General features: G+C 60.6%; 20 protein-coding genes. 7 read left to right on the top strand and 13 right to left on the bottom strand.

Annotation, left to right across the window (positions count from 1 at the left end; translation table 11 throughout):
* Positions 1–23 precede the first annotated feature (23 nt).
* The 10 genes from cysG to ACQZ5N_RS23775 form a co-directional block, all read right to left on the bottom strand.
* Positions 24–1,484 (bottom strand): siroheme synthase CysG, encoded by a 1,461-nt coding sequence (cysG, locus tag ACQZ5N_RS23820; protein WP_448734316.1) that lies wholly within the window; start codon positions 1,482–1,484, stop codon positions 24–26.
* Positions 1,456–4,104: a nitrate reductase gene (locus ACQZ5N_RS23815; protein WP_448734315.1), complete on the bottom strand. Its 2,649-nt coding sequence runs from the start codon at positions 4,102–4,104 to the stop codon at positions 1,456–1,458. Before ACQZ5N_RS23815 ends, cysG begins: the two co-directional genes overlap by 29 nt.
* 214 nt (positions 4,105–4,318) lie before the next feature.
* Positions 4,319–4,654 carry a nitrite reductase small subunit NirD gene (nirD, locus tag ACQZ5N_RS23810; RefSeq protein WP_003505867.1) on the bottom strand — a complete coding sequence of 112 codons (336 nt, stop codon included), beginning with the start codon at positions 4,652–4,654 and terminating at the stop codon, positions 4,319–4,321.
* A gap of 5 nt (positions 4,655–4,659) precedes the next feature.
* Positions 4,660–7,107, bottom strand: coding sequence for a nitrite reductase large subunit NirB (gene nirB / locus ACQZ5N_RS23805; protein WP_448734314.1), 2,448 nt, complete (start codon positions 7,105–7,107; stop codon positions 4,660–4,662).
* A 5-nt stretch (positions 7,108–7,112) separates the two neighbouring features.
* Entirely contained in the window at positions 7,113–7,910 is a 798-nt protein-coding gene (locus ACQZ5N_RS23800) for an ABC transporter ATP-binding protein (RefSeq protein ID WP_448734313.1), read from the bottom strand.
* 14 nt (positions 7,911–7,924) lie between these two features.
* Positions 7,925–8,818, bottom strand: a complete 894-nt coding sequence (gene ntrB / locus ACQZ5N_RS23795) for a nitrate ABC transporter permease (RefSeq protein ID WP_448734312.1) — start codon at positions 8,816–8,818, stop codon at positions 7,925–7,927.
* A gap of 115 nt (positions 8,819–8,933) precedes the next feature.
* On the bottom strand, positions 8,934–10,226 hold the full coding sequence (locus ACQZ5N_RS23790; RefSeq protein ID WP_448734311.1) for a CmpA/NrtA family ABC transporter substrate-binding protein: 1,293 nt from the start codon (positions 10,224–10,226) through the stop codon (positions 8,934–8,936).
* Between the two features lie 380 nt (positions 10,227–10,606).
* On the bottom strand, positions 10,607–11,893 hold the full coding sequence (locus ACQZ5N_RS23785; RefSeq protein WP_448734310.1) for a CmpA/NrtA family ABC transporter substrate-binding protein: 1,287 nt from the start codon (positions 11,891–11,893) through the stop codon (positions 10,607–10,609).
* Between the two features lie 34 nt (positions 11,894–11,927).
* On the bottom strand, positions 11,928–12,515 hold the full coding sequence (locus ACQZ5N_RS23780; RefSeq protein WP_035260459.1) for an ANTAR domain-containing response regulator: 588 nt from the start codon (positions 12,513–12,515) through the stop codon (positions 11,928–11,930).
* 101 nt (positions 12,516–12,616) lie between these two features.
* On the bottom strand, positions 12,617–13,282 hold the full coding sequence (locus ACQZ5N_RS23775; protein ID WP_065656665.1) for a GntR family transcriptional regulator: 666 nt from the start codon (positions 13,280–13,282) through the stop codon (positions 12,617–12,619).
* 266 nt (positions 13,283–13,548) lie between these two features.
* On the opposite strand from ACQZ5N_RS23775, the gene ACQZ5N_RS23770 reads away from it, so the two are divergent.
* The 6 genes from ACQZ5N_RS23770 to amyA all read left to right on the top strand — a co-directional run bounded on the left by ACQZ5N_RS23770 (position 13,549) and on the right by amyA (position 21,411).
* Complete coding sequence (locus ACQZ5N_RS23770; protein WP_059758322.1) at positions 13,549–14,790, top strand: NRAMP family divalent metal transporter; 1,242 nt, start codon at positions 13,549–13,551, stop codon at positions 14,788–14,790.
* A 79-nt stretch (positions 14,791–14,869) separates the two neighbouring features.
* Positions 14,870–15,637, top strand: a complete 768-nt coding sequence (locus ACQZ5N_RS23765; protein WP_059758319.1) for a LamB/YcsF family protein — start codon at positions 14,870–14,872, stop codon at positions 15,635–15,637.
* An 11-nt stretch (positions 15,638–15,648) separates the two neighbouring features.
* On the top strand, positions 15,649–16,458 hold the full coding sequence (locus tag ACQZ5N_RS23760; RefSeq protein WP_448734309.1) for a putative hydro-lyase: 810 nt from the start codon (positions 15,649–15,651) through the stop codon (positions 16,456–16,458).
* A gap of 7 nt (positions 16,459–16,465) precedes the next feature.
* Entirely contained in the window at positions 16,466–18,082 is a 1,617-nt protein-coding gene (locus tag ACQZ5N_RS23755) for a 5-oxoprolinase subunit B/C family protein (protein ID WP_448734308.1), read from the top strand.
* A complete protein-coding gene (locus tag ACQZ5N_RS23750) occupies positions 18,079–19,812 on the top strand; it encodes an acetyl/propionyl/methylcrotonyl-CoA carboxylase subunit alpha (RefSeq protein ID WP_448734307.1) in 1,734 nt (577 codons plus the stop codon). The genes ACQZ5N_RS23755 and ACQZ5N_RS23750 overlap by 4 nt, the downstream gene beginning before the upstream one ends.
* A 111-nt stretch (positions 19,813–19,923) precedes the next feature.
* A complete protein-coding gene (gene amyA / locus ACQZ5N_RS23745; RefSeq protein ID WP_448734306.1) occupies positions 19,924–21,411 on the top strand; it encodes an alpha-amylase in 1,488 nt (495 codons plus the stop codon).
* A 30-nt stretch (positions 21,412–21,441) separates the two neighbouring features.
* Here the strand turns inward: amyA and soxR are convergent, their stop codons facing one another.
* Together soxR and ACQZ5N_RS23735 are read right to left on the bottom strand one after the other, a co-directional pair.
* Positions 21,442–21,897 (bottom strand): redox-sensitive transcriptional activator SoxR, encoded by a 456-nt coding sequence (gene soxR, locus ACQZ5N_RS23740; RefSeq protein ID WP_003519761.1) that lies wholly within the window; start codon positions 21,895–21,897, stop codon positions 21,442–21,444.
* Between the two features lie 160 nt (positions 21,898–22,057).
* A complete protein-coding gene (locus ACQZ5N_RS23735) occupies positions 22,058–24,166 on the bottom strand; it encodes a TonB-dependent receptor domain-containing protein (protein WP_448734305.1) in 2,109 nt (702 codons plus the stop codon).
* A 147-nt stretch (positions 24,167–24,313) separates the two neighbouring features.
* Here ACQZ5N_RS23735 and ACQZ5N_RS23730 point away from each other — a divergent pair, with 147 nt between their 5' ends.
* Positions 24,314–25,783 (top strand): glycosyl transferase family protein, encoded by a 1,470-nt coding sequence (locus ACQZ5N_RS23730; RefSeq protein WP_304982845.1) that lies wholly within the window; start codon positions 24,314–24,316, stop codon positions 25,781–25,783.
* 7 nt (positions 25,784–25,790) lie between these two features.
* On the opposite strand, the gene ACQZ5N_RS23725 is transcribed toward ACQZ5N_RS23730, so the two are convergent.
* The gene (locus ACQZ5N_RS23725) at positions 25,791–26,990 is read right to left on the bottom strand and encodes a low temperature requirement protein A (RefSeq protein ID WP_448734304.1); all 1,200 of its coding nucleotides are present in this window, start codon (positions 26,988–26,990) and stop codon (positions 25,791–25,793) included.

The raw sequence follows: 26,990 nt of genomic DNA, 5'->3' as shown, positions 1-26,990 counted from the left end.
ACGACGCCATTTGACGATATTATTTAGCCGACTTTCTGAATGAGCTGGCTGGAACGGGACATCGCCGAGGACGCGGCACCAAATGCATCGCCGATGCCGATTAGCACCGGTTCGTTTATACCCAGCCTATCAACGGCCGCAGCCAGTTGCGTGAGCGAACCGCACCAGCGCTGTTCGTTTGAGCGACTGACGGAGATCATGATGGCAACGGGCGTCAAGGCAGGCATACCATGGGCAAGCAGGGCAGCTTCGATCTCGGCTGCGGTTCGCCCGCCCATATAAAAAACCGTGGTCACGGAGGGGTTCGACAGGGATTGCCAGTCGATATTCTCCGGCAGCTTTCCCTGCCGGGAATGGCCGGTGATGAAGCGTACCGACTGAGCGTGGTCGCGATGGGTCAGGGAAACACCCAGGCGCGAGGCCATGGCGCTTGCGGCGGTGATGCCGGGCACGATCTCGACCGGGATATTTTCAGCCTCCAGCGCGGCGATTTCTTCGCCGGCGCGCCCGAAAATCATTGGATCGCCGGATTTCAACCGCACCACCCGTTTGCCGGCCTTGGCGAGACGGATCATCATGTCATTGATGTCTTCCTGCCTGCAGCTTTCCCGGCCGCCACGCTTGCCGACCAGCATGCGTTTCGCCTCCCGCCGCGCCAGTTCCAGCACCTCGGCTGAAACGAGATCGTCGAACAGGATGACATCGGCCGCCTGCAAAGCCCGCACCGCTTTCAGCGTCAGCAGTTCGGCATCGCCCGGCCCGGCGCCCACAAGCGTTACAAGGCCGCGCCCCGATCCTGCCCGCGCAGCCTGCATTCCGATATCCGCAAGCAGCCGCTCCTCGCTGCCCTCACCCAGCCTTTCGGTAAAGGCACGATCGACGAATTTTTCCCAGAAAGAACGCCGCGACGCACCGGGAGCGAGCCGCAGATTGACACGCTCGCGGATTGTCTGGGCAAGCGCGCCCCAGTCCTTCAGCGAAAGCGGCAACAATGTCTCGATGCGCCGGCGGATGGCCTGCGCCAGAATGGGTGCTGCGCCATCGGTGGAGATCGACACCACCACGGGCGAGCGATTGACGATGGAGCCAAACTGGAACTGGCAGAATTCCGGCTTGTCGATGACATTGACGGGAACGCCGGCCGCCCTTGCGGCATCGTAGAAGCTCGCGGCTTCCGCATCGGTCTCGCAATCCGCCAGCGCGAGTTCCGCGCCCTCGAAGATATCCGGACCCCACGGACGGTCATGCCATCTCAGCATCGGGCTTTTTGCAATAAGCGCTGCAATGCCTTCCGAAAGCTCGCTTTCCTCGCAATAAAGATGCAATTCCGCCCCGCAGGCGAGCAGCAGTTCCGCTTTCCAGGCGGCTCCATCCGATCCGCCCGCCAGCACCACGCGCTTGCCCTCAAGCCCCCAGAAGACCGGCAACTTGGCTAATCTTTCCATGCGGGCCGGTTCATTCCGCTGCGGTTTTAAGGCATCCATCGATGATCCCCCTGATTTCGGCGCGGCAGGAGCCGCAATTGGTTCCGGCATTCAACGCCTTGCCGATGGCTTCGACGCTGTGGCAGCCTTCACGGATGGCGGCTGTGATCTGGTTCACCCCGACGTTAAAGCAGGAGCAGACGGTGGCGCCCGGATCGGCGCGGCCGGCACCGGGGCGACCGGCAACCAGCGCAAAACGCATGCGCAGGTCCTCATGGCGCTCAGTCAATTGCGAGATCGCCCAGTTGCGGGCGACGGCCACCGGCTCTCTGGCGATGAACAGCGCCGCCAGCAGGATATCGCCGTCGAAGAAGGCAAGGCGCAGGTCGCCCGTCTGCCGGTCGCTGTAACCCAGCGGCTCAACCCTGGCCTCAATGCCGAAGACCTGCCGCGCCCAGAGTGTCCAGTCCTGCGGCTCCTCCGCAAAGGCGAGCTCCATACGATAGCCGCCATCCGCTTTGGCCGTGGCCCAATAGGCGCAGTCCGGTGCATCCGGTCGGATGCGGGAGATGGCGAAACCATAGGCTTTCGCTTCGAAGCGCCTTGCCCTTACCGCCACGTTTTTCGAGGCGGGCTGGCCGGAATGCGGGTCCGTCACCGGGGCAACCACGACATCGATGCGCGCCTGCGAGGCGAACTGGTCGTTCCAGTGCATCGGCGCAAACACCGATCCGCGCGCCTGCCTCTCACTGACCAGCGCCCGCAGCAACACCTTGCCATGGGGACTTTCCACCTCCACCAGATCGGCGCTTTCTATTCCCAGCGCCTGCGCATCGCGCGGATGAAGCTCGGCGAAGGGTTCGGCGATATGGGCGGTAAGGCGCGCACTTTTGCCCGTGCGGGTCATGGTGTGCCATTGATCGCGGATACGGCCGGTATTCAGTGTCAGCGGATAATCCGCCGATGTCCTGCCGGTCTCCGGCAGGGCGGTGGCGATGAACCGCGCCTTGCCATCGGCATGGTAAAACCGTCCATCCGCGAAAAACCGGGTGACGACAGCACTGCCCCGCTCCGCTTTCGGCCATTGGAAGGACGCCATCGTATCGTAGGATTCCGGCTCGATCCCGCTGATATCGAAATCGCGACTGCCGGCATTCTCGAAACCGGAAAGAGCGGCATGTTCGGCAAAAATCTCCGATGGCCGCAGGTAAGCGAAGGCCGTGTCGAAGCCCATGCGCCGGCCCACTTCCGCCATTTGCCACCAGTCCGCTTTCGCTTCGCCGGGCGCATCGAGAAAACCGCGCTGGCGGGAAATGCGCCGCTCAGAATTGGTGACGGTACCGTCCTTTTCACCCCAGCCAAGCGATGGCAGAAGCACATGGGCATGGCGGGCCGTATCGGTATTGGCCATGACATCGGACACCACGACAAAAGGACAGGCCTTGATGGCCGCCTCGACGGCGCCGGCATCCGGCATGGAAACCACCGGATTGGTCGCCATGATCCACAGCGCCTTGATGCGGCCGTCAGCCACGGCCCTGAACATGTCCACCGCCTTCAGGCCGGGTTTTTCCGCAATGGCGGGCGAGGCCCAGAAACGCCGCACGCGGTCGCGATCCTCGGCATTTTCGATAGCCATATGGGCGGCCAGCATATTGGCCAGCCCGCCAACCTCGCGCCCACCCATGGCGTTCGGCTGGCCGGTCAGCGAAAAAGGTCCCGTGCCCGGCCTGCCGATGCGGCCGGTGGTAAGGTGGCAATTGATGATCGCGTTGACCTTGTCCGTGCCACTTTGCGACTGGTTGACGCCCTGACTATAACAGGTGACGGTTTTTTCGGTGCGTTCGAACAATTCGTAAAAGGAAATCAGTTCGGCGACTGTCAGGCCGGTGGCCTCGGCGATCTCCGGCAGGCTGTATCCGGTTGCTGCCTGCATCGCAGTATCAAAACCGATCGTGTGACTTTCCACATAACCGCGATCGATTGCGGGACTATCGGAAAGATGCGCCAGCAAGCCGGTAAACAGCGCCACATCTCCATCCGGGCGGATGGCGAGGTGCATATCGGCAATATCGGCGCTCATCGTCCGGCGCGGATCGATGACAACGACTTTCATTTCTGGCCGTGCCGCCTTTGCCGCCGCAAGCCTTTGGTAAAGCACCGGATGGCACCAGGCGAGATTGGAACCGGTGAGGATCACCAGATCGGCAAGCTCCATATCCTCATACGTGCCCGGCACCGTATCGGCCCCGAAGGCACGGCGATGGCCGGCGACGGAAGACGACATGCAGAGCCTTGAATTGGTATCGATATTGGCCGAGCCGATGAAACCCTTCATCAGCTTGTTGGCGAGGTAATAATCCTCCGTCAGCAATTGGCCGGAGACGTAAAAGGCAACGGAATCCGGGCCGTGTTCGGCGATGGCTTGAGAAAACCGGGAGGCGACGAGGTCAAGCGCTTCATCCCATGCCGCCCGCCTGCCGCTGATTTCGGGGTGGAGCAGGCGACCGTCGAGATCGATGGTTTCGGCCAGAGCCGAACCTTTGGAACACAGCCGGCCAAAATTGGCGGGGTGGTCCTGATCGCCTCTGACGGACACCGCGCCATCGTCGTTGACAGTGGCGATGACGCCGCAGCCGACGCCGCAATAGGGACAGGTGGTTTTGGTTTCAACGGGCATGGGTTTGCCCTCTCGGTGCGCGGCGTTTACCCCCCTCTGTCCTGCCGGACATCTCCCCCTCAAGGGGGGAGATCGACAAGCGGAAGGCTTGCCGCTTCATCTCTGCGACCGGCGACGCAAGCCGTGAATGGAAATTCGTGCCGCAAATGATCTCCCCCCTTGAGGGGGAGATGTCCGGCAGGACAGAGGGGGGTAACGCCGCTGCCATCGCAATTCACTCCGCCGCGATCATCAGGGTTTCGAGCGCTATCGAAAGCCTCCCATCCAGATTACGCACTGGAATGGTCTTCACCTCGCCCTCATCCGCCCCGAGAGCCTTGCCGGTCTCCAGCGAAATGACCCAATTGTGCAAAGGACATGTCACCGAAGCCCCATGCACGATGCCCTGGCTCAGCGGCCCGCCCTTGTGCGGGCAATGGTCCTCGATGGCGAAGACCTGATTTTCCGCCGTGCGGAACACGGCGATCTTGCCCATCGGCGTTTTTACGCAACGCGCGCCGCGCAGCGGAATGTCGGAGATATCGCCAATATCGATCCAGTTGCTGTCCATCGTTGTCACTCCGCCGCCTCACTGAAACCGATTGCCGCCATGGGCCTGAACTCGTGCTTGTCGTGGCCGGATACACGTTCCGACCAGGGGTCGACCTGCGCGAATTTCTGGCTGAAGACGAAGCGCTCGAAATAGGCCTTGCGCTTTTCCGCATCGTCCATGATCTGGCGGCGGATTTCGTCGTAACCGATGCGCTTGGCCCATTTGTAGATGCGCTCGAGATAGCGCGCCTGTTCGCGATACATCTGCGTCAGCGCCACGATATGCTCCAGCGCCTCATCCTCGGTTTTGACGAGACCCAGAACTTCCGTGCCCTTGATATCGAGACCGGCGGCACCGGCGAAATGGATCTCGAAACCGGAATCGACGCAGATGACGCCGATATCCTTGCAGGTCGCCTCCGCGCAGTTGCGTGGACAGCCGGAAACGGCAAGCTTGAGTTTGGCCGGCGTCCACGAGCCCCACATGAATTTTTCGATGCGGATGCCGAGCCCGGTGGAATCCTGCGTGCCGAAGCGGCACCATTGCTGGCCGACGCAGGTTTTGACCGTGCGCAAACCTTTGGCATAGGCCTGACCGGAAATGAAACCGGCCTTGCCGAGATCGGCCCAGACCGCCGGCAAATCCTCCTTCTCGATGCCGAGAAGGTCGATGCGCTGGCCGCCCGTCACCTTCACCATCGGGATTTCGAACTTGTCGACCACATCCGCAATTGCCCGGAGTTCGGAGGAGGATGTAACGCCGCCCCACATGCGCGGCACGACGGAATAGGTGCCGTCCTTCTGGATATTGGCGTGGACGCGCTCATTGATGAAACGCGACTGGTAGTCGTCGGCATATTCATCCGGCCAGTCGCAGACGAGGTAATAATTGAGCGCCGGCCGGCACTTGGCGCAGCCGCAGGAGGTCTTCCATTCCAGCTCCTGCATCACGGCTGGGATGGTCTTCAGCCCTTTGGCCTTGATGAGACGGCGCACATCGTCGTGGCCGAGATCGGTGCATTTGCACATGGGCTGCACGGCAGCGGGGTTATAGCTGTCGCCGAGCGTTATCGTCATCAGCTGCTCGACAAGACCGGTGCAATTGCCGCAGGAGGCGGACGCCTTGGTGTGGGCGCGCACATCGTCCAGCGATGTCAGCCCCTTGGACGTGATGGCCGATGTGATCTTGCCCTTGCAGACGCCGTTGCAGCCGCAGATTTCCGCATCATCCGGCAAGGCTGCAACGGCCGCCATAGGGTCCAGCGGCGACCCTCCCTGATAGGCCTGGCCGAAAATCAGGGTTTCGCGCATCGCGGAAATATCGGTCGATTTCTTCATCAGGTCGAAGAACCACGACCCATCCGCCGTCTCGCCGTAAAGCACCGCGCCGATGATGCGGTTTTCCTTGAGGATCAGGCGCTTGTAGACACCGGCCGTGGCATCGCGCAGCACGATTTCCTCGCGGTCGTCGCCTTCTGCGAAATCGCCGGCGGAGAACAGGTTGATGCCGGTGACCTTCAGCTTGGTATTGGTGACGGAGCCGTGATATTCGGCCGAACCGCCGCACAGCCGGTCCGCCAGCACCCGCGCCGATTCATAAAGCGGCGCAACGAGTCCGTAGCACATGCCGCGATGCTCGGCGCATTCGCCGAGCGCATAGATCGAGGCGTCCGACGTCATCATGCCGTCATCCACCACAATGCCGCGATTGACGGCGATACCCGCCTCCTTGGCGAGACCCGAGGCAGGACGGATGCCGACCGCCATCACCACCATATCGCCCTTGATGACCCGGCCGTCTTCCAGCTCGATGCCTTCGACCTTCTCCTCACCGAGAATGCATTTGGTATTGGCCTTGGTGATGATGTCGATGCCACGCTCATTGAGCGCCTTTTCGAGAAGATAGGCCGCTGCCGGATCGAGCTGACGCTCCATGATCGTCGGCATCAGGTGGATAACGGTAACATCCATGCCCTGGCGCTTGAGGCCATAAGCGGCTTCCAGCCCCAGAAGGCCGGCGCCGATGACGATGGCGCGGCCCTTGCCCTCGGCGATCGCCAGCATCTTCGTCACATCGTCGAGATCGCGGTAGGCGAGCACGCCCGGCAATTGATGGCCGGGGACGGGAATGATGAAGGGCAACGAACCGGTGGCGATCACCAGCTTGTCGTAGGAAACCGTGATGCCGTTTTCGCTGGTCACGGTCTTTCTGTCGCGGTCGATGCCGGTGACCTTCGCGCCCTTGTGCAGCGTGACATTGTTAGCCGCGTACCATTCGTCATTATGAATGACGATGTCCTCATAGCTTTTTTCGCCCGAGAGCACCGGCGAGAGCATGATGCGGTCGTAATTGACGCGCGGCTCGGCGTTGAAAATGGTGACGTCGTAAAGGCCGGGAGCGGTTTCGAACAGGTTTTCCAGCATGCGCCCCGGCGCCATGCCATTGCCGATGATGACGAGTTTTTGCGTCATGGCCATTACTCCGCAGCTTCGACGAAGCGGTGACGTTCGTAAAGGAACTTCAGCACGGCTTCGCGGCATTTGAGGTAGGTCTTGTCGGATGCAAGCTCGATGCGGTTGCGCGGGCGTGCCAGCGGCACTTCAAGCACTTCGCCGATATTGGCGGCGGGACCATTGGTCATCATCACGATGCGATCGGAAAGCAGCACCGCCTCGTCCACATCATGGGTAATCATGACCATGGTGTTGCCGAGACGGGCGTGGATTTCCATCACTGCATCCTGAAGGTGCGCGCGGGTCAGCGCGTCCAGCGCACCAAAAGGCTCGTCCAGCAGCAGGATTTTTGGCTCCATGGCCAGCGCCCGGGCAATGCCGACGCGCTGCTTCATGCCGCCGGATATTTCCGAGGGCTTCTTGTCTTTGGCATGGGCCATCTGCACGAGATCGAGATTGCGCATGACCCAGTCGTGGCGCTCGGCCCGCGTCTTGGTGTTGCTGAACACCTTTTCCACGGCGAGATTGACGTTTTCATAGACCGAAAGCCAGGGCAGCAGGCTGTGGTTCTGGAATACGACGGCGCGTTCCGGTCCGGGTTCGTTAACCTCGCGGTTTTCGAGTAGCACGGCCCCTGCCGAGACTTTCGTCAGTCCGGCAATGAGGTTGAGCATGGTCGACTTGCCGCAACCGGAATGGCCGATGACGGAGACGAATTCGCCTTTTTCGATGGTGAGGTTGATGCCTTTCAGCACCTCGGCGCGCGAGCCGCCCTTGTCGAAATATTTGTCGATGTGATCGAGCTTCAGATAAGCGTTCATAATGGTTCGCCCTTTCAGTTCGCCGCAGCGCCGCGGGTGATGACCTTGCCGAGCGCCGCCACCAGCTTGTCGAGCACGAAGCCGACGACGCCGATGTAGACGAGCGCCACGATGATGTCGGGCAGGCGCGAGGAGTTCCACGCATCCCAGATGAAGAAACCGATGCCGACGCCGCCGGTCAGCATTTCCGCCGCGACGATTGCGAGCCACGAAAGGCCGACACCGATACGCAGGCCGGTGAAGATGTAGGGTGCTGCCGAAGGCAGCATGATCTTGAAGAAGAATTCCAGCTGGTTGAGCCGCAGCACCTGCGCCACGTTGCGGTAGTCCTGCGGAATATTGCGCACGCCGACTGCGGTATTGATGATGACCGGCCAGATGGAAGTGATGAAGATCACGAAAATGGCGGAAGGGTTGCTATCCTGAAAGGCGGCCAGCGAAAGCGGCAGCCAGGCAAGCGGCGGCACGGTGCGCAGCACCTGGAAGATCGGATCGAGACCGCGCATGGCCCAGACCGACTGGCCGATCACCGCACCGAGGATGATGCCGGCAATGGCGGCGAGGCCGAAACCGTAAGCCACACGCTCCAGCGAGACCAGCACGCGCCAGCCAAGGCCGATATCCTGCGAACCGTTATGGAAGAACGGCGATACGATGAGATCGTAGCTCTCCTCGAAAACCTGGCTCGGCGGCGGCAACGATGAGCCGGGGGCGGAACAGAGCAATTGCCAGACGCCCAGCAGAATGGCGAGAACGATGAACGGCGGTACGATGTTGCGGGCCGCCGCCGCACCCCATTTGCGCAGATCGATCCGCGGCGACTGTTTCGGCGAAAGTGCCACGACGTTTGCCTTCTGCGCTACTGGCTGCTGCGGCTCTTCGTTGAATTTTCGGGCCAATGCGGACATGGGCGTTTCCTCTTGATTTCGGTTGCGGTCTGGGGCTCGCCCCTCATCCGGTCTTCAGTCGCGCCGGTTGGGCAGCGCATCTGGCGGATGAGGGGCGACACCCCGGGTCTCCTCCTCAGGAGGCCGCCTTGATGGACAGGCTTTCGAGATAGGCCGACGGATTTTCCGGGTCGAAGACCTTGCCGTCGAAGAAGGTTTCCTTGCCGCGCGAAGTGGAGGCGGGAAGATCGGCAACGCCGAGATCCTTGGCCGCCGCGCGCCAGATATCCTCGCGGTTCACCTTCTCCACCAGCGCCTTCACATCCGTATCGGGTGCGAATTTGCCCCAGCGGATATTTTCCGCGATGAACCAGCTGTCGTGGCTGCGGAAGGGATAGGAGGCATGGTCCTGCCAGAACTTCATCTGCAGGCCGGTATTTTCCAGCACGCGGCCGTTGCCGTAATTGATATTGCCCTTCAGGCGGCCAAGCACATCCTTCGGCGGCACGTTGAACCATTGGCGCTTGCCGAGGATGGTGGACATTTCTTCCTTGTTCGCCATTTCATCGCACCATTGCTGCGCCTCCATCACGGCCATCAGCAGCGCCTTGGTGGCGTTGGGGTTCTTCTCCACCCAGTCCGCACGCATGCCGAGCGCCTTTTCCGGATGGCCCTTCCAGAGTTCGCCGGTGGTACAGGCGGTGAAACCGATGCCCTGATTGACGAGCTGCTCGTTCCAGGGTTCGCCCACACAGAAGACGTCCATATTGCCGACCTTCATATTGGCGACCATCTGCGGCGGCGGAACGACGATGGTGGAGACGTCCTTGTCCGGATCGACGCCGCCGGCGGCAAGCCAGTAACGGATCCAGAGATCATGCGTGCCGCCGGGGAAGGTCATGGCGGCCTTGATTTCCTTGCCCTCGGCCTTCTTCTTCTCGAAAGCCGCCTTCAATTTGGAGGCATCCAGCTGAACGCCGGTTTCGGCATATTCCTTGGCGACGGAAATGCCCTGGCTGTCGAGGTTGAGGCGGGCGAGGATGGTCATCGGCACCGGCACATTGTTCTGGGTCACCTTGCCGGTGTGCATGAGATAGGGCATCGGCGTCAGGATGTGTGCGCCATCGATGCCGTTCGAGGCGCCGCCGAGCACGAGATTGTCGCGCGTCGCACCCCAGGAGGCCTGTTTCAGAACCTCGACGTCAGGCATGCCGTGTTTGGCGAACAGGCCCTTTTCCGCCGCAATGATGAGCGGGGCGGCATCGGTGAGCGCGATAAAACCGATTTTCGCGCCTTTCACTTCTGGCTCAGCGGTGGCTGCGAAAGCACCGGACGGAAAGGCCACGCGCACGGCGCTGACAAGGGCGGCGGTGGCTGTCGTCTTCAGTATCGTGCGGCGGCTGACATCGCCGGAGAATATCTTTTTCATTCGCATGTTCCCCTTATTGGGCCACCTCTGCGGGTGACGTTTTCGCTTGCGAAAAAACCTGAAAATAAAAAAACGCCGCTCGGTGTTTGCGCCTGCGGAACGGGAGGTGTTCCGGGCAGCAAAACCTTGCGACGTCTGTGTCTTGTGAAAGCGCCTATGCCGCGCCTTGCTTGCCCCGATCGCCGTTGACCGGTGCAAAAAACAAGAAGCAAGAGGCGTGCCAGTTTATAAAATGTAGATTATATTATTGAAAATAAAAGGGTATTTTTGCAAATCGATCTACTGATTAAATTTTAACCAGCGCGTTTTCTGTCTTCCATTTGTGCAAGGAGAAGAATCCTGCGCTTGAAATTTGCGCAGCCTGTAAAGCATGACGCCGCTTACGTCTCGCCTGGAGTCGGAGAAAACGGCGCGGCGGTGCGCACGGAAAAGGCGTTCACGTAGCCTGTAATGTCGGCGGGATCGAATACGAGGCCATCCACGAAACGGTCCTGCTCTTCCTGCCCTTCGATGCGGATATCGGCATCATCAGGTGCATTGGCGTCGCCCAGCGCCGCCCGATAAATATCCGGCCGGTAGGCAGACAGGGCGGCCTCCACACCGGCCTGTGAAAACTCGGCCTGCCCCCAGCGGATCATCTGGCTGTAGATCCACAATGCCTGGCTCTGGCGCGGATAATTGGCGTGACCGCCGTGGAAGATGAAATAATTGTCGATCACCCGGCGGTTGCCCTGGCTGTCGATGCTGAATTCACCGGCAAGCACACGGCGGATGATGCCTTCCGGTGCGCCGATATAACGGGGATCGGCAAGGGCTGCGCTGAGATCATCGTGATTTTCGGCAAGGTCGCACCAACGCGCGGCGGCATCGAGCGCCGTCAGCAGCCGTCCGACCGTTTCCTGCTGGTTTTCCGCCCATTCGGGTCGCATGCCAATGACCTTTTCCGGTGCGGAAGGCCACAAATCCTGCTTGGCCGCAACGATGCGACCGACACCGCGCTCGGCGGCGACGATGTTCCACGGCGCTCCGACGCAGAAACCGTCAATGGCCCCTGCGGCAAGCGCATCCGAGGTCAATGGCGGCGGCACCACCACAAGCTTGACATCGTGATCGGGGTGAATGCCGCCGGCGGCAAGCCAGTAGCGAAACTCGTAATTATGCGATGAAAACGGATATGTCATGCCGAGCGTCGGCGTCGGTTCGCCGCGGGCACGCATATCATCGAGCACCCGCTTCAACGCCTCGGCATTTTCGAGCGCTCCCGCCGTTTCGGAAAGCCCGGTCAAAGCCTTCATCCGCGAAAACAGCCGGGTCGAAAGCGTGATCGCATTGCCGCCGCGTCCGAGTGAAAAAGGCGTGATCGTGGGCGACGGGTTGGAACCGAGCCCGAGCATGGAGGCGACGGGCATCGGCGACAGCATGTGGGCGATATCGAATTGCCGAAACGCCAGCCGGTCGCGCACATTCGCCCAGGAAACATCCTTGACGAGATCGAGCGAAAGGCCTTCGCGTTCCGCGAAACCGAATTCGGCCGCAGCGATCAGGACGGATGCGTCGACAAGCGGAATAAAGCCGGCGCGCAGGATTTTCTGCCGGTCGCTGCCGACGATTGCCGGTGCTTGCGTTACGCCGCTGTCTGATCCGGCCGTTTTTTCCGGTGCCGCCATATCATTCACTCCACACTGTCCGACCGGCGGTTCGTCACATCAACAGACCAGCCGCGGTGACCACGCTTTGCGCGATCTCGGAAATCTTCTTCTTCTCGTTCATCGCCGTTTGCCGCAAAAGCGCAAAAGCCTCCTCTTCGGAAAGGCCGCGCATCTTCATCAGAATGCCCTTGGCACGCTCGATGACCTTGCGTTCCTCAAGCGCCGATTTCGCTTCGGCAAGTTCCTGCTGCAGACGGCTGAAGGCATTGAAGCGGCTGACCGCCATATCGAGAATGGGCTTGACCCGCTCCTTCTTCAGCCCGTCCACCACATAGGCGGAAACGCCCGCCTCGACGGCCGCCTCGATAGACGCGGTATCGGAACGATCGACAAACATGGCGATCGGCCGCCCGACCGTGCGGGTAAGCTGGAACAGATGCTCCATCATGTCACGGTTGGGGTTTTCGAGATCGATGAAGATGACATCGGGCTGCAGCGTCTCGATGGTGCGCGCCACCCCGTTCACCTCATGGATGACGGTGACACGATGATAGCCGGCCTCGCGCAGCCCCTCCTCGATGATGGAGGCGCGGATCGCGTTTTCGTCGATAACGAGAATGGTCAGGTCGCGAAGCGTCATGTCAGCATTGATGACGCAGCGCAGCAAACTTGGCAATCGGCTGCGGCTGCAAAAAATGGCGGGAGCGGCAAGGGTCGTTTCCTACCCGGCCGCCCGTCATGTCAGGAAGCGTGTTCGACGGCGCGTTCAAGCGCCTTCAGAACCGTCCGCTCGGACAGATTGAGATAGATTTCCATCTCGTCGCCGGCCTCTTGCGCCTTGCCCTCTTCCATCAGCGACAGGATCTTGCTGTTCATGTCCACGAAGGGGGAATGAAGCTGTTCGGGATCTTTCAGCAAACCGAAACAAAGCCTGAGTTCAGCGGCGATACGCTCGTAAAAATCGCTGAGGCGGGCGCTGTCGAGAAGATCGACGACGGCGGCGTGAAATTTCATGTTGGCGCTGCCCACACCCAGCCAGTCGGCATCTTCACGCTTGACCTTGGCATCCTCGACCGCTGCCCGCATCGTCTTGATTGCGGGATGCTTGTGCCAGGCCTGGCGAAGTGCGCCGCATTCCACCATGCGTCGCACCCGATAAATATCGATGACCGAGGACATGGTGGGAACGGCGACGAACACGCCGCGATTTGCCTCATGGCGCAGAAGCCCGTCCTTGGTCAGCAGCCGGAAAGCTTCGCGCAGCGAATTGCGCGAGACGTCGAAACGTTCACTGAAGGCTGCCTCTGATAGGCGCTGCCCCGGCATCAACTCGCCGGAGATCAGCAGGGTGCGAATACCCTTGGCCAATCGATCCGCAAGCGGCAGACCCTCTATCGTTTCGGTCATGGCGCTCCTTTCTTTAAGAGCAATGCAGCATCGGGAATTCCGTGACAGGCATGTTCGGACACGGCATGATTGCCCATAGCACAAAGCATTAGCAAAGCACGAAAAAAACGTGATTAAATCCTGCTCATTACGTCCAACAAATGGACAAAATGAAAGAACGATAACTTTATATTGTTGAACAAAGTTGACAATTTCGCAGAACAGGACAAGATCGTCCGCATAAAGCATCCGCGAGGGGCGGATTGCGACAGGAGCGGAGAAAATCCATGGAGCAGAAAAAGCTCACCCCGACTGCCGATATGAAAATGTCAAAACGCGCATCCCTGATGGGTGCGATCTTCCTGATGGCGACATCCGCCATCGGTCCCGGCTTCATCACGCAGACGGCGACATTCACCACCCAGCTCGGTGCCGCCTTCGCCTTCGGCATCCTCGCCTCCATCCTTATCGACTTCGTCGTCCAGCTTAACATCTGGCGTATCGTGACGCTGACGCGCATGCGCGCATCCGACATCGCCAATGCCGCCATTCCCGGCTCCGGTTATCTTCTGGCTATTCTCGTCATCATCGGCGGCCTGTTCTTCAACATCGGCAATATTGGCGGCACCGGCCTTGGCCTGAACGCCATTTTCGGGCTGGACCCGAAAATCGGCGGCGCCATCAGCGCGGTCTTTTCCATCGCCATCTTCGTTTCCAAACGCGCAGGCCTTGCCGTCGACCGGTTCATCATTTTCGCCGGCATCCTGATGATCGTGCTGACGCTTTATGTGGCCTTCGTTTCCGCACCACCGGTGGGTGACGCCTTCCGCCAGACCTTCCTGCCGGATACGATCAATTTCGCGACCATCACCACCATCGTCGGCGGCACGGTCGGCGGCTACATCACCTATTCCGGTGCGCACCGGCTGCTGGACCGGGGCATGGTCGGCATTGAAAACCTGCCTGCCGTCAACCGCGCGGCGCTAACCGGCATCGCCGTCACCGGCGTCATGCGCTATGTGCTGTTCCTCGCCATTCTCGGCGTCGTCGCCAGCGGCGTCATCATCGATACGTCGGGCCAGGCCGCCAACCCGGCCGCACAGGCTTTCCGTTCGGCTGCAGGCGATCTCGGCTTCCGGCTCTTCGGCATCATCTTCTGGGCAGCGGCCATCACCAGCGTCATCGGCGCGGCCTATACCTCAGTTTCATTCCTGCCCGTCTTCAAGCAGGACATGACCGAACGCGCCCGCAACATGGCGACGATCGTTTTCATCGCCGTCTCGCTCGTCTGCTACCTGCTGATCACCACGCCGCCCGCCGCCATGCTGGTCTTCGTCGGCGGCCTGAACGGCCTCATCCTGCCCATCGGCCTCAGCATCTTCCTGTTCGCCGCATGGAAACGCGAAGACCTGATGGGCGGCTATCGTTACCCGCGCATCCTGCTTGTGCTTGGCGTTCTGACCTGCGCATTGACATGGTACATGGGCTACAAGTCCGCCGGCACCATCTTCGGCCTGCTTGGCCTGTAATAAACTAGTGTTTTTACGCATTTTCCGGACGCAAAACCGCTACGTACTTTTGCTGGAAATGCTCTAAGGGGAGGCAAACATGGCCGCTATCGATCTCAACAGCGATCTTGGCGAAAGTTACGGCGCATGGCGCATGGGAGACGATGAGGCGATGCTCGCCATCGTTTCCAGCGCCAACATCGCCTGCGGATTTCATGCCGGCGATCCGGCCGGTATCTACCGCACCGTCAAGGCCGCCGCCGAAAAAGGCGTGGTCGTCGGCGCCCATGTCTCCTATCCGGACCGCGTCGGCTTCGGCCGCCGCGATCTGGACGCGACCTCGGAAGAACTGATTGCCGATGTCATCTACCAGATCGGCGCGCTGAAAGGCGTCGCCGCTGCCGCCGGCACCACGGTGCGCTACGTGAAGCCGCATGGCGCGCTTTACAACCGCATCGCCAATGACGCGAAACAGGGGCAGGCCGTGATTGACGGCATCAAGGCCATCGATCCTTCGCTGGTGTTGATGGGTCTTGCGAACGCACCTATCCTCGATCTCGCCCGCAAGGCGGGTCTTGCCGTCGTCGCTGAAGCTTTCGCGGATCGCGCCTATACGCCTCAGGGCCAGCTCGTCTCCCGTCGCGAGGCCGGCGCCGTGCTGCACGACGCGGCCAAAATCGCCGACCGCATGGTGCAGCTTGCCCGCGAAGGCACGCTGGAGGCCATCGATGGCAGCATCATAAAAATCGAAGCGCAATCCATCTGCGTGCACGGCGACAGCCCCGGCGCGGTCGCCATCGCCCAGGAAATCCGTCGCCGTTTCGAGGCTGATGGCATCGACATCCGCTCTTTTGCATCCAATCGCTGAAAGGATAGCCGATGACGATACCGACATCCTATCTCAACCACACGGACGCGGAGGCCGCGCGCCAGGCCCGTGCCACCTATCGCGGCGGCCTCGTCGCCCCAACTTCCGGCATTGCACCCGGCTTCACGCAGGCGAACATGATCGTGCTGCCGCGCGACTGGGCCTTCGATTTCCTGCTTTACGCGCAGCGCAATCCCAAACCCTGCCCGGTGCTGGATGTCTCCGATCCCGGTTCGCCCACCACGCTTCTGGCGCCCGGTGCCGATCTCAGAACCGACCTGCCGCTCTACCGCATCTGGCGGGACGGCAAGCTCGTCGAGGAAACAGCGGATGCAACCGCTGCCTGGGCGGAGCGCGATGATCTCGTCGCCTTCCTGATCGGCTGCAGCTTCACCTTCGAAACGCCGATGGTGGAAGCGGGCATCGAAATCCGCCATATGACCGACAAGAGCAATGTGCCGATGTATCTCACCAACCGACCCTGCCGCCCGGCCGGTCGGCTGAAGGGCAATATGGTCGTTTCCATGCGACCGATCCCGGCCTCGCGGGTCGCCGATGCTGCGACCATTTCGGGACGTTTTCCAGCCGTACACGGGTCACCTGTGCATGTCGGCGCACCGGAAGAGATCGGCATTACCGATCTTTCGAAACCTGATTTCGGCGATGCGGTGCGGATCGAGCCGGGTGAAGTTCCGGTGTTCTGGGCCTGCGGCGTCACACCCCAGGCCGCCGTGATGGCGTCGGGCGTACCCTTTGCGATCACCCATGCGCCGGGGCACATGTTCATCACCGACATTCCCGATTCAGCCTATCACGCGTGAGGACATGATGCGTTTTCTCCCCGTCAGCCTCACCACCATTCTCGTCGAACTCGCCGATCTCGATGAAACCCTGGCGCTTTTCGCCTCGCTTCAGAACGATCCGGTCGAAGGTATCGAAGAGACGGTGCCGGCTGCCCGCACCCTGATGATCCGCTTTCGCCCTGAGAAGATCTGTGCCGAAGCGCTGGCCGCGCGGCTGGCAAGCCGTGATCTCTCGGCAAAAATCGCGCCTTCGGACAATCTCGTGGAAATCCCCGTCCACTATAATGGTGAGGATCTCGCCGATGTTGCCGAATTGACCGGCATGAGCATCGAAGAAGTCATCCGCCGCCACACCGAAAGCGAATTCACCGTGGCCTTTTGCGGCTTCGCTCCGGGCTTCGGTTATCTGGTCGGCGGCGATCCGGCGCTGCATGTGCCACGCCGGCAAAGCCCGCGCACCCGCATTCCGGCAGGTTCAGTGGCGCTGGCCGGCGCCTTCAGCGGCGTCTATCCGCAAAACAGCCCCGGCGGCTGGCAAATCATCGGCACCACGCCGGTCAAGATGTGGGATATAGACCGCGATCCCGGTGCGCTTTTTCAGCCGGGTTACCGGGTGCGTTTCTTCGACATGGACAAGGCCGGCAAAACGGTCGACATCCCCGTCTCGGCACCACGCAGCGCCGGGAAAGACCAGGCGAAAGCAGGCCCGCATTTCGAGGTGCTCGCCGCCCCCATGCCCGCCATCTTCCAGGATCTCGGCCGCTTCGGCCAGACCGGTCAGGGCGTCTCGGCCTCCGGTGCGCTGGATCGTGGCGCGTTCAATGCCGCAAACCGCATCGCCGGTAATCCCGTCAACACGCCATGTCTCGAACTGACGCTCGGCGGCTTTTCCTTTAAAAGCACAAGCCGTGCCGTCATCGGCATTGCAGGTGCACCCTGCCCCGTCACCATCACCACGGCAGATCGTAGCTTCGCGGCCAAGACCCATGGCCCGGTGTCGCTCGAACCCGGTGATGTGGTCACTTTCGGCCAGCCGCCAAAGGGCATGCGCTGTTATCTTGCGGTGCGCGGCGGCTTCGATGTCGAGCCGGTGCTCGGCAGTTTCGCGACGGATACGCTGGCTGTCGTCGGTCCCGAGCCGGTGGGCGCGGGCGCCATCCTTTCGCTCAAGGACGAGAAGACCGGCCTTTCCAGCGTATCGATCGACGAGGTTCCGGCCTTCGAAGCGCCAGCAACTGGCGAAGTTGTCACGCTGGACGTCGTTCTCGGACCGCGAACGGACTGGTTCACGCAGAAAGGTATCGAGACCCTGACCGGCCAGCTCTGGCAGGTCACCCCGCAATCGAACAGGGTCGGCATCCGCCTTGCCGGCGACGTGCCGGTAGAGCGCAAGGACAGCGCCGAATTGCCGAGCGAAGGCACGGCGACGGGAGCGATCCAGATTCCCCATAGCGGCCAGCCGGTTCTGTTCCTTGCCGACCATCCGCTGACGGGCGGTTATCCCGTCATCGGCGCTGTCGCCGAATATCATCTCGATCTTGCGGGACAAATCCCCGTCAACGCCAAAATCAAATTCCGCCCGATCGGCCCCTTCGTCGAAATCGCGGCCAAGAACACAGAATTCCGAGGAGAAGAGCGATGAAAAAAGTGCTGATTGCCAATCGCGGCGAGATCGCAGTGCGCATCATCCGCGCATGTCGCGATTATGGCCTGCAATCCGTCGCCGTGTATGCCGATCCCGATCAGGATGCACTCTTCGTCCGGCTCGCGGATGAGGCCTATGCGCTGGAGGGCGTGCGCCCCGCCGAGACCTATCTCGATATCGCCAAGCTGATCGCGATTGCCAAACGCGCCGGCGCGGATGCCGTGCATCCCGGTTACGGTTTCCTGTCCGAGCGTGCCGAATTTGCGCGTGCCGTTCTCGATGCAGGCCTCATCTGGATCGGCCCCGATCCGCATGTCATCGAGGCACTGGGCGACAAGGTAGAGGCACGGCGCATTGCCACCGGCGTCGGCGCACCGTTGGTCGCCGGCAGTGATGGCCCGGTCGCTTCCGCTGCCGAAGTCACCGCCTTCGCCGAACAACACGGCCTGCCCGTCGCCATCAAGGCGGCCCATGGCGGCGGTGGTCGCGGCCTGAAGGTTGCGTGGAAGATGGAAGAGATCGCCGATCTCTACGAATCCGCCGTGCGCGAGGCGACGGCCGCCTTTGGCCGCGGCGAGTGTTTCCTTGAGCGCTTCCTCGACCGGCCGCGCCATATCGAGGCGCAGGTTCTGGCCGACAAGCACGGCAATGTGCTCGTCCTCGGCACCCGCGACTGCTCGCTGCAGCGCCGGAACCAGAAGCTGATCGAAGAGGCTCCCGCCCCGTTCCTCTCCGACGAACAGCGGCAGAAAATCCATGCGGCTGCCAAGGCTATCTGCGCCGCTGCCGGTTATTCCGGCGCCGGCACCGTCGAATTCCTGCTCGGCGTCGATGGCACGATTTCTTTCCTCGAGGTCAATACGCGCCTGCAGGTGGAACATCCCGTTACCGAGGAAACCACCGGTATCGATCTCGTCATCGAGCAGTTCCGTATTGCCGAGGGCCAAAAGCTGCGGGTCCTCGAAACGCCGGAACCGCGTGGCCATTCGATGGAATTCCGCATCAATGCCGAAGATCCCGGCCGAGGCTTCCTGCCGACGCCCGGCTCGATCTCGCTTTTCGACGCCCCCTCCGGTCCCGGCATTCGCGTGGATAGCGGCGTCGTCAGCGGCTCCAGCGTGCCGGGCGTATTCGACTCGCTGATGGCGAAGCTGATCGTCACGGGCGCCGACCGCGATCAGGTCCTGCGCCGCGCCCGCCGCGCGCTGAAGGAGTTCCGCATCGAAGGCATCGCCACGGTGCTGCCGTTCCATCGCGCCGCGATCGAGACCGAAGACTTCATCGGCACGGACGGCTTCAAGGTTCACACCCGCTGGATCGAGACCGATTTCGCCGCCATGCCGGATGCCATGGAGCGCCCGGCACCGGCCGAAGACCCTTCCCTCACCCGCACTTTTCTGGAAATCGACGGCAAGCGTGTATCGGTCGGTCTGCCCAGCCTGCTGCTCTCCAGCCTCGGTGCGGTTAGCGGCGGCGGCGCGATTGTTCCCGGCACCGCCGCCCCCAAGGAAAAGGAAGGCGAAATCACTGCCCCGGTTTCCGGCACGCTGCAGTCCTTCAAGGTAAAAGACGGTGATACGGTGTCGCAAGGCGATCTTCTGGCCGTCATGGAGGCCATGAAGATGGAAACGCAGATTGTCGCCACCAAGGCCGGCAAAGTTCGCCTCATTGTCAAGGAAGGCGACTATCTGCAGGCGGGCGCTGCCCTTCTCGAGATAGCCGGCTAATATACGGACAGGCCACCGGCCTCACAATTGCAGATCGCGCATGGCCGGCGGCGGAACCCTTTCGCCGCCGGGCCGTTTATGGCGCGACCTGCTAACGACTGTGAGGGAAATATGGCCGGACGCACCTTGCTTCAGTTCTTCCATTGGTATTATCCGGACGGAGGGAAATTATGGAGCGAGGTAGCCGAAAAGGCCGAAAGCCTTGCCAAAATGGGCATCACCGATATCTGGCTGCCACCCGCCTATAAGGGTGCTGCCGGCGGCTATTCGGTCGGTTACGATACCTACGATCTTTTCGACCTCGGTGAATTCGACCAGAAGGGCACCGTCGCCACCAAATATGGCGATCGCGCCACCCTCGAACATGCCGGCCGGACGCTGAAGGAAAACGGCATCCGCGTCATTCATGACGTGGTTCTCAATCACAAGATGGGTGCGGATGAAAAGGAAAAGGTGCGGGTTCGCCGCGTCAATCCCGAAGACCGCACCGAAATCGACGATGAAGACTTTCAGGCGCTGGCCTTTACCCGCTTCACCTTTCCCGGCCGCGGCGGCAAACACTCCAAATTCATCTGGGATCTGAAGTGCTTCAGCGGTGTCGACCACATCGAAGAGCCGACCGAAGACGGCATTTTCCGCCTCGTCAATGAATATGGCGATGGGGAATGGAATGAGGAAGTCGATCAGGAAAACGGCAATTTCGATTATCTGATGGGTGCCGATGTCGAGTTCAGGAATCGCGCGGTTTATGAGGAACTCAAATATTGGGGCCGCTGGCTCTCCGAGCAGGTGCAGGTGGATGGCTTCCGACTGGATGCCGCCAAACATATTCCGGCCTGGTTCTTCCGCGACTGGGTCGGCCATATGCGCGAAACGGTCGATCCCGATCTTTTCGTCGTGGCGGAATATTGGCACCCCGATCTCGAGGCGCTGAAAAGCTATCTCGAACTCGTCGACAAGCAGCTAATGCTTTTCGATGTCGCGCTTCACCACAGCTTCCATGACGCCTCGAAACAGGGCGGCGATTTCGATATGCGCAGCATCTTCGATGGTTCGCTTATCTCCGCCGTTCCAGACCATGCCGTCACGCTGGTCGACAATCACGATACGCAGCCGCTGCAATCGCTGGAAGCGCCGGTGGAACCCTGGTTCAAACCTCTTGCCTATGCGATCATCCTGCTGCGCGAAGAGGGTGTGCCCTGCGTCTTTTATCCCGATCTGTTCGGCACGAGCTATACCGACATCGGCAATGACGGCAACGAATATAAAATCGATATGCCCGCCATTGAATGCCTGCCGAAGCTCATCGAAGCCCGCAGCCGTTTCGCCAACGGAGCCCAGACGGATATTCTCGACGATGCAAGCTGCATCGCCTTTATTCGCCACGGCACCGCCGATGCGCCGGGCTGCGTGGTGGTGATGTCGAATGGCGAGCCGGCGGAAAAGCAGATCGATCTCGGTCCAGATCGCGCCGGGGCGGTCTGGCGCGACTTTCTCGGGCACCGTGAAGAACGGATTACCCTCGATGAGAGCGGCAAGGGCGTCTTTCCCACCAATGGCGGCAGCGTCAGCGTCTGGGTTGCAGCCGATTCCGAGTGAGGAACAACCGTTCCGATTGGGAAATCCCGTTCATTCCGCAGAAACGAGGCGGCGCGGACCTGCGCCGTCATCGGCCAGAACATCGTTCGGATTGCGCAATGGACAATCATCCAGCGAAAGACACCCGCAACCGATGCAGCCGGTAAGCTGATCGCGCAGCATGATCAGGCTGTTGATGCGAAGCTGAAGCATTTCCCGCCAGGATTGGGAAAACCTGCGCCAATCGGCCGTCGTCGCCACCCGATCCTGCGGCAGATCAGCCATCGCATCCCTGATGATGCTGAGCTGTATACCTGCCCGCTGCGCGATGCGGATGATGGCGATACGCCGCAGGACGGCGCGATGATAACGACGCTGGTTACCGGCGGTTCGCCAACCCTCGATCAATCCCTTCGCCTCGTAAAAATGGATGGTGGACACAGCGATGCCGCTGCGGCGGGCAACCTCCCCAACCGTCAGGCTGTGCTTGAATACGGTATTTTCCATTCTGGCTCCTGCTTCCGTAACGATTTCCGCTCGGAAAACGCGGAAACATAGTGAAGAGCAGCCGGTATAATTCCTCAACCATAGTTGAGGTCAATAGGCGATAGCCCAAAAAAAGAGGCGCCCAAGGGCGCCTCCAAATTTCGTGAATGTTGGCCACGGATCAGAATTTCGCTGTCATGCTGATCCAGAAACGGCGGCCTTCCATGACGGTGTTGAAATCGTCCGTGCCGACATCCTTGTCGAAGACATTGTAAATGGCGGCGTTGAGATCGACATTTTCGGCAACCGCATATTTCGCGCCGATATCCAGCGTGGTGTAGGCGTCATATTTACGCCCGGCCTTGCCGTTGATCGTCACAGGCGTGCCGTTGGTGCCGATGCGCGGGCCGGCATTGATTTCCGATCCGTGGTAATTCAGCGAGGCCCAGGCTTCCAGACCGTCGATTGGGGTTACCCAGTCGCCGCGCAGATTGGCCATATGTTCCGGCGTGCGCGCCAGCGGGAAGCCTTCATAGTCGCCGGTTTTCTGTTCGGAATGGGTATAGGTATAGTTGCCGCGCAGCGTCAGGTCCGGCGTCGCATACCAGGTCGCCGTCAGTTCCACACCCTGAATGACCGCATCGTCGATGTTGTAATTGTACCAGAGACGATAGTTGCGGTCTTCGCTCCAGCGAGCAGGCGTTCCATCCGGATTGAGCACCAGCGCGTTGGAAATCTTGTCCTTGAAATCGGTGTAGAAATAGGTGGCGCCGAGAGCAACGTCGCCATTGTCCCAAAGCGCAGCCACTTCATAGCTCGTGCTCTTTTCCGCTTCGAGGTTGGGATCGCCGATGATCACGCCGCAGGTGCCGCTCGGGCCATAGGTGCAACCGCCACCACCCGTCGTATAGGCATAACCCGGTGCGATCTGGCGGATTTCCGGGGCGCGGAAACCGGTAGAGATGCCGCCCTTGATGGTCAGTTCCTCGGTCGCGCTCCAGACGCCATAAAGGCGCGGGCTGAAATGATTGCCGTATTTCTCGTGATTATCGAGACGAAGACCGCCCGTCAGCGCGAAATTATCGACAATGCGCCATTCATCCTCAAGGAAGAGCGCCCATTGCGTCGCCGAAAATGTCTCGTCGCGGCCGGTGCGGCGTCCCGGGTTCTGGTCCGTCAGCCGCGCCTCGAAATATTGTCCGCCCGTGACCAGCGTGTGGTTGCCGAACAATTCGAACGGCGTGGTGAATTTGCCATCGAGAACGGTGTTGCGCACTTCCGGCGAGCGCGGGCTTTCTGTCACGCGGCCGGTGCGGATATTTCTGGTGAAGTTGGTACGCTCCGCCCATTCCTGCTGGAACGAGAATTCGGATGTGGTCGGCCCCCAGCGGCCGGTATGCGACAATGACCAATGGTCGCGCGTATTGGTATTGTAGGTGCCGTTGGCGTCCGTCGCCGCCAGCGTGTCGCCGGGCTCGGCGCTGCGGCGCAGCCGCGTCTTGCCGCCTTCGAGATAGATGTCGTGATCTTCGTTCGGCGTAAACGTCAGACGACCGTTGAAATCATATTCCTTGGCGCCCGTGGTGCCGTTCAGAATACGGTCTTCGCCGCGTGTGAAGCCCCTGCCCCAGAGCTGCAGACCGAGCTGGTCCTTCAGGATCGGTCCGTTGGCGTACCAGGAGACTTGGCCGCTATTGCCGAATTTGGAATGCTGCTGAACCGTGCCTTCGGTGGTGACGGAACCTGACCAGACATCGCCGACCTTGCGGGTGATGATGTTGATGACACCGCCCATGGCATCCGAACCATAAAGTGAGGACATCGGCCCGCGCACCACTTCGATACGCTCGATCGCCGAAACCGGCGGCACGAAACTCTGTTCGAAGCCGGAATTGCCGTTGGTGCGGGCATCGCGCGTGCTCTGCCGCTTGCCGTCAACCAGAACCAGCGTGTAAGCGCCGGGCAGACCGCGAATGAAAATATCCTTTTCATTCGCAATACCGGTGACCGATACGCCCTGAACTTCCCGCAGGGCATCGGTCAGATCGCGATAGGATCCCTTTTCCAGATCTTCCCGCGTCACAACCGTGATGCTGGCCGGAGCGTCCTTTACATTCTGCTCGAAACCGGATGCGGTAACGACGATCTGCTGAAGAACCGTGTTTCCCTCAGACGCCTGCTGCGCAAAAACGGGCAGAGCAATGCTGAGAGCCGTTCCCGCCATTGCTGCTGAAAGACCGGCCTTTATTATCGTCGCGGCCATATCTCGACCGCGGTACTTCAATTCCATGTTACGCCCCCGCATTTAACTTGAGAATTTAACCCCACTTATTTAGGAGGGAGTGCAGGCGCAACGCGTTTGTTTTCGAACAGTTCTAAATTCCAGAAATTGCAAAAAGGGCTCCCCGGGCAAGCGGTGGAGTAAAAAAATCGCAAGATGACAACCGGCAAGAGAAAAGATGAACCAGCCTCCACGACAAAACCCGACAGGCTTGGGCAGCTGAAACTACTTGTCGCTTTCGATGCGTTGTTGCGGGAAGGCAGCGTCAGCCGCGCGGCGGCGGGCATGGGACTGCCGACATCTTCCATGAGCCGGATATTGCAGCAGCTGCGCGAAAGATACGGCGACCAGCTTTTTCTGCGCACAGGTCAGGGCCTGCGTCCCACCCCCTTTGCCGAAAACATGCGGCTGCGCATTCGTTCGCTGGCGGCGGAGGCCGAGAACCTTATCGACTATTCGCAGGAAAAACCCGCCGCCCCGGCCAACGCCAGTGCAAGCGGCTGGGAGCGGCCGGTGCTGATGAAGGCGCCGCCGCTTTCGCTTCGCCCCAGCGTTCTTCTGGAAGGTCAGCCGACACCGGAAAACATCGCCGACCGTCTCGCGCGCATCGGCCACAATGCCGATCCGCAGCAGAGGCTTGCCAAATATATCGCAACCTCGGCGATGGGCATCGGCAACAGCCGCCCGCTCAGCCAAGTGGAAGCGATGGATGCGCTCTCGATCATTCTCGACGGCGATGCCGACCCGATACAAATCGGGGCCTTGCTCGCCACGATGCATTATCGCGGTGTGACCGCGGCGGAGCTTGCCGGTTTCATCGAAGCCATGTGGAGACATATAGAGAGGGACCAGCAAGGTCCTGCATCGGTGGATCTCGACTGGCCCGCTTATATGTCGCCGAAACATCGCGATGCGCCGTGGTTCCTCCATTCCGCGCGTCTTGTCGCCATGGCGGGATACAGCGTCCTGCTGCACGGGCATGTGGGGCAGGGAGAAAACGGCGGCAAGCTTGAACTTGCAGCACAGGCCTGCGGCATTCCCCTTTGCCACTCGCTTTCGCAGGCGGCGAAAGCCACAGCCTCGGAACGCATCGCCTACCTGCCGATCGGTGGTCTGTCCCTGCAGTTTCAAAGCCTGCTCGGCCTGTACGGCATTCTGGAGATGCGCCTGCCGCTCAACACGGTCGTGCATCTTCTCAATCCGCTTCGCGCCAGAAGCACGATCATCGGCGTCGCCCGCCCGTCCTATCAGGAACTTCATCGGGACACGGCACGACTGCTTTCGGTGGAAAACCTCGCCATTCTCGGCAATACGCGGGATTTCGCGCAATTCACGCCGTTTCGCAGCACCCGGATTTTCGGTCTTTCGAAGGGCAGGGATGTGGAATTCATCGTTCCCGCACGCGAAACGCCGCCCGCCGAAATGCCGACCATGTTCACAACCTTCGAATATTGGCGGGCGGTCTGGACGGGTGCCGCAAGGGACGAAAGGGCAGAAACCATTATCATCTCCACGACCGCCATCGCGCTGATGCTGGTCAACGATATGGCTCTGCCCTTCGAGGAAGCCTATGCCCGCAGCCTTCGGCTCTGGAACGACAGGGCGCGCAATCTCGTCAACGCCTGATCAGGGATCAGGCATTGGCGACCGCCCTTTTCAGCGCCAGATATTCCCAAAGGGCGACAAGCAGAAGAATTGCCGTGCTCGCCAGTTGCAGCACGAAAAGCGGAACACCCGGCACCGGCAAAAGCAGGCAGAGCGCCGCCACGCCGGCAAAATGCGAAACCGGTCGCTGATAGGCGACGGCGATCTTGACGCCGATATTGCCGGCCAGAAACAGGACCGGACCGCCGAGAATGGCGAGCGCCTCGCGCATCGTTGCGCCATCCCGCGCATGGGAGAGGCTGAAATCCTCACCCACCGCCGTCAGGATGATACCGGCCACGATGGGCAAATGCCCGTAGTTAAAAAGATTATGGGCAATCTTCGCCTTTTCTTCGGCATTCTCGGCTTTTTTCGAAGCCTCCTCCTGCCCGTGATGGAAATAAATCCACCACATCGCCACGGTACTGACGAAAGCGGAGCAGAAGACGATGAATGTCAGGCCCGAATTCATATATTCGGTGGCCGTGCGTCCCGTGGTCAGGATCGTTTCGCCAAGGCAGATGATGACGAAGAGCGCACATCGCTCCGCCAGATGCTCGCCGGAAAGATGCAGCCTGTCCTCGTCGCTCGAGGCCACGCCCGGCACGACATAACGGCAGGCGGGGCCGGTATATTCAATTGCAAGTGCGATGCCCCACAGGAGAATGCGATCCGCCAGATCGACGAACCCACCGGCCAGCCAGAACAGGCTCGATACCACGAGCCAGATCGTCACGCGCACGAAGACCAGAAAAGACTGCCGGTCTTCACCCCTGAACGCATAGAGGGCGAACAGGCTTCGGCCGACCTGCATCACGCTGTAGATCAGGGCGAAGACAAGGCCCTGTTCCGCAAAAGCCTCCGGCAGCGAGATGGCCAGCAGAACGCCGCCGAACATCAGCACGAACAGCAGGATCCTGACTGGCTCCTTTTCTGTGTTCAGCAGGTTTGTGATCCAGGTGGTGTGTATCCATAGCCACCAGAGCGACAATATCAGGATGCCGGCCTCAAGCGCCGCCGTCGGCCCAAAATCCTTGGCGAGCGCGTGGGAGAGCTGGATCAGCGCGAAAACAAAGACCAGATCGAAGAACAATTCGGGAAAACTGGCCTTGCCGGCGTCCTGGCCCTCCTGCCTTATCCAGCTTTCCGCATCCGCTTTGCGTCCTTGAAGCTCACCCCCGGTTCTCAT

It is taken from the genome of Agrobacterium sp. 22-221-1 (genome assembly GCF_053522445.1).
Note: the sequence above shows the minus strand (reverse complement) of the source record. Positions and strands in the feature narration are given on the sequence as shown.

Excerpts from the sequence above, each read along its gene's own strand:
- ACQZ5N_RS23775 (WP_065656665.1), bottom strand. The coding sequence starts at position 13,282 with ATGACCGAAACGATAGAGGGTCTGCCGCTTGCGGATCGATTGGCCAAG.
- ACQZ5N_RS23730 (WP_304982845.1), top strand. The coding sequence starts at position 24,314 with ATGACAACCGGCAAGAGAAAAGATGAACCAGCCTCCACGACAAAACCC.
- ACQZ5N_RS23800 (WP_448734313.1), bottom strand. The coding sequence starts at position 7,910 with ATGAACGCTTATCTGAAGCTCGATCACATCGACAAATATTTCGACAAG.
- ACQZ5N_RS23815 (WP_448734315.1), bottom strand. The coding sequence starts at position 4,104 with ATGCCCGTTGAAACCAAAACCACCTGTCCCTATTGCGGCGTCGGCTGC.
- ACQZ5N_RS23725 (WP_448734304.1), bottom strand. The coding sequence starts at position 26,990 with ATGAGAACCGGGGGTGAGCTTCAAGGACGCAAAGCGGATGCGGAAAGC.
- ACQZ5N_RS23750 (WP_448734307.1), top strand. The coding sequence starts at position 18,079 with ATGAAAAAAGTGCTGATTGCCAATCGCGGCGAGATCGCAGTGCGCATC.
- nirB (WP_448734314.1), bottom strand. The coding sequence starts at position 7,107 with ATGACGCAAAAACTCGTCATCATCGGCAATGGCATGGCGCCGGGGCGC.
- ACQZ5N_RS23790 (WP_448734311.1), bottom strand. The coding sequence starts at position 10,226 with ATGAAAAAGATATTCTCCGGCGATGTCAGCCGCCGCACGATACTGAAG.
- nirD (WP_003505867.1), bottom strand. The coding sequence starts at position 4,654 with ATGGACAGCAACTGGATCGATATTGGCGATATCTCCGACATTCCGCTG.
- ACQZ5N_RS23765 (WP_059758319.1), top strand. The coding sequence starts at position 14,870 with ATGGCCGCTATCGATCTCAACAGCGATCTTGGCGAAAGTTACGGCGCA.
- ACQZ5N_RS23755 (WP_448734308.1), top strand. The coding sequence starts at position 16,466 with ATGCGTTTTCTCCCCGTCAGCCTCACCACCATTCTCGTCGAACTCGCC.
- cysG (WP_448734316.1), bottom strand. The coding sequence starts at position 1,484 with ATGGATGCCTTAAAACCGCAGCGGAATGAACCGGCCCGCATGGAAAGA.
- ntrB (WP_448734312.1), bottom strand. The coding sequence starts at position 8,818 with ATGTCCGCATTGGCCCGAAAATTCAACGAAGAGCCGCAGCAGCCAGTA.
- ACQZ5N_RS23735 (WP_448734305.1), bottom strand. The coding sequence starts at position 24,166 with ATGGAATTGAAGTACCGCGGTCGAGATATGGCCGCGACGATAATAAAG.
- ACQZ5N_RS23780 (WP_035260459.1), bottom strand. The coding sequence starts at position 12,515 with ATGACGCTTCGCGACCTGACCATTCTCGTTATCGACGAAAACGCGATC.
- soxR (WP_003519761.1), bottom strand. The coding sequence starts at position 21,897 with ATGGAAAATACCGTATTCAAGCACAGCCTGACGGTTGGGGAGGTTGCC.
- ACQZ5N_RS23760 (WP_448734309.1), top strand. The coding sequence starts at position 15,649 with ATGACGATACCGACATCCTATCTCAACCACACGGACGCGGAGGCCGCG.
- ACQZ5N_RS23785 (WP_448734310.1), bottom strand. The coding sequence starts at position 11,893 with ATGGCGGCACCGGAAAAAACGGCCGGATCAGACAGCGGCGTAACGCAA.
- amyA (WP_448734306.1), top strand. The coding sequence starts at position 19,924 with ATGGCCGGACGCACCTTGCTTCAGTTCTTCCATTGGTATTATCCGGAC.
- ACQZ5N_RS23770 (WP_059758322.1), top strand. The coding sequence starts at position 13,549 with ATGGAGCAGAAAAAGCTCACCCCGACTGCCGATATGAAAATGTCAAAA.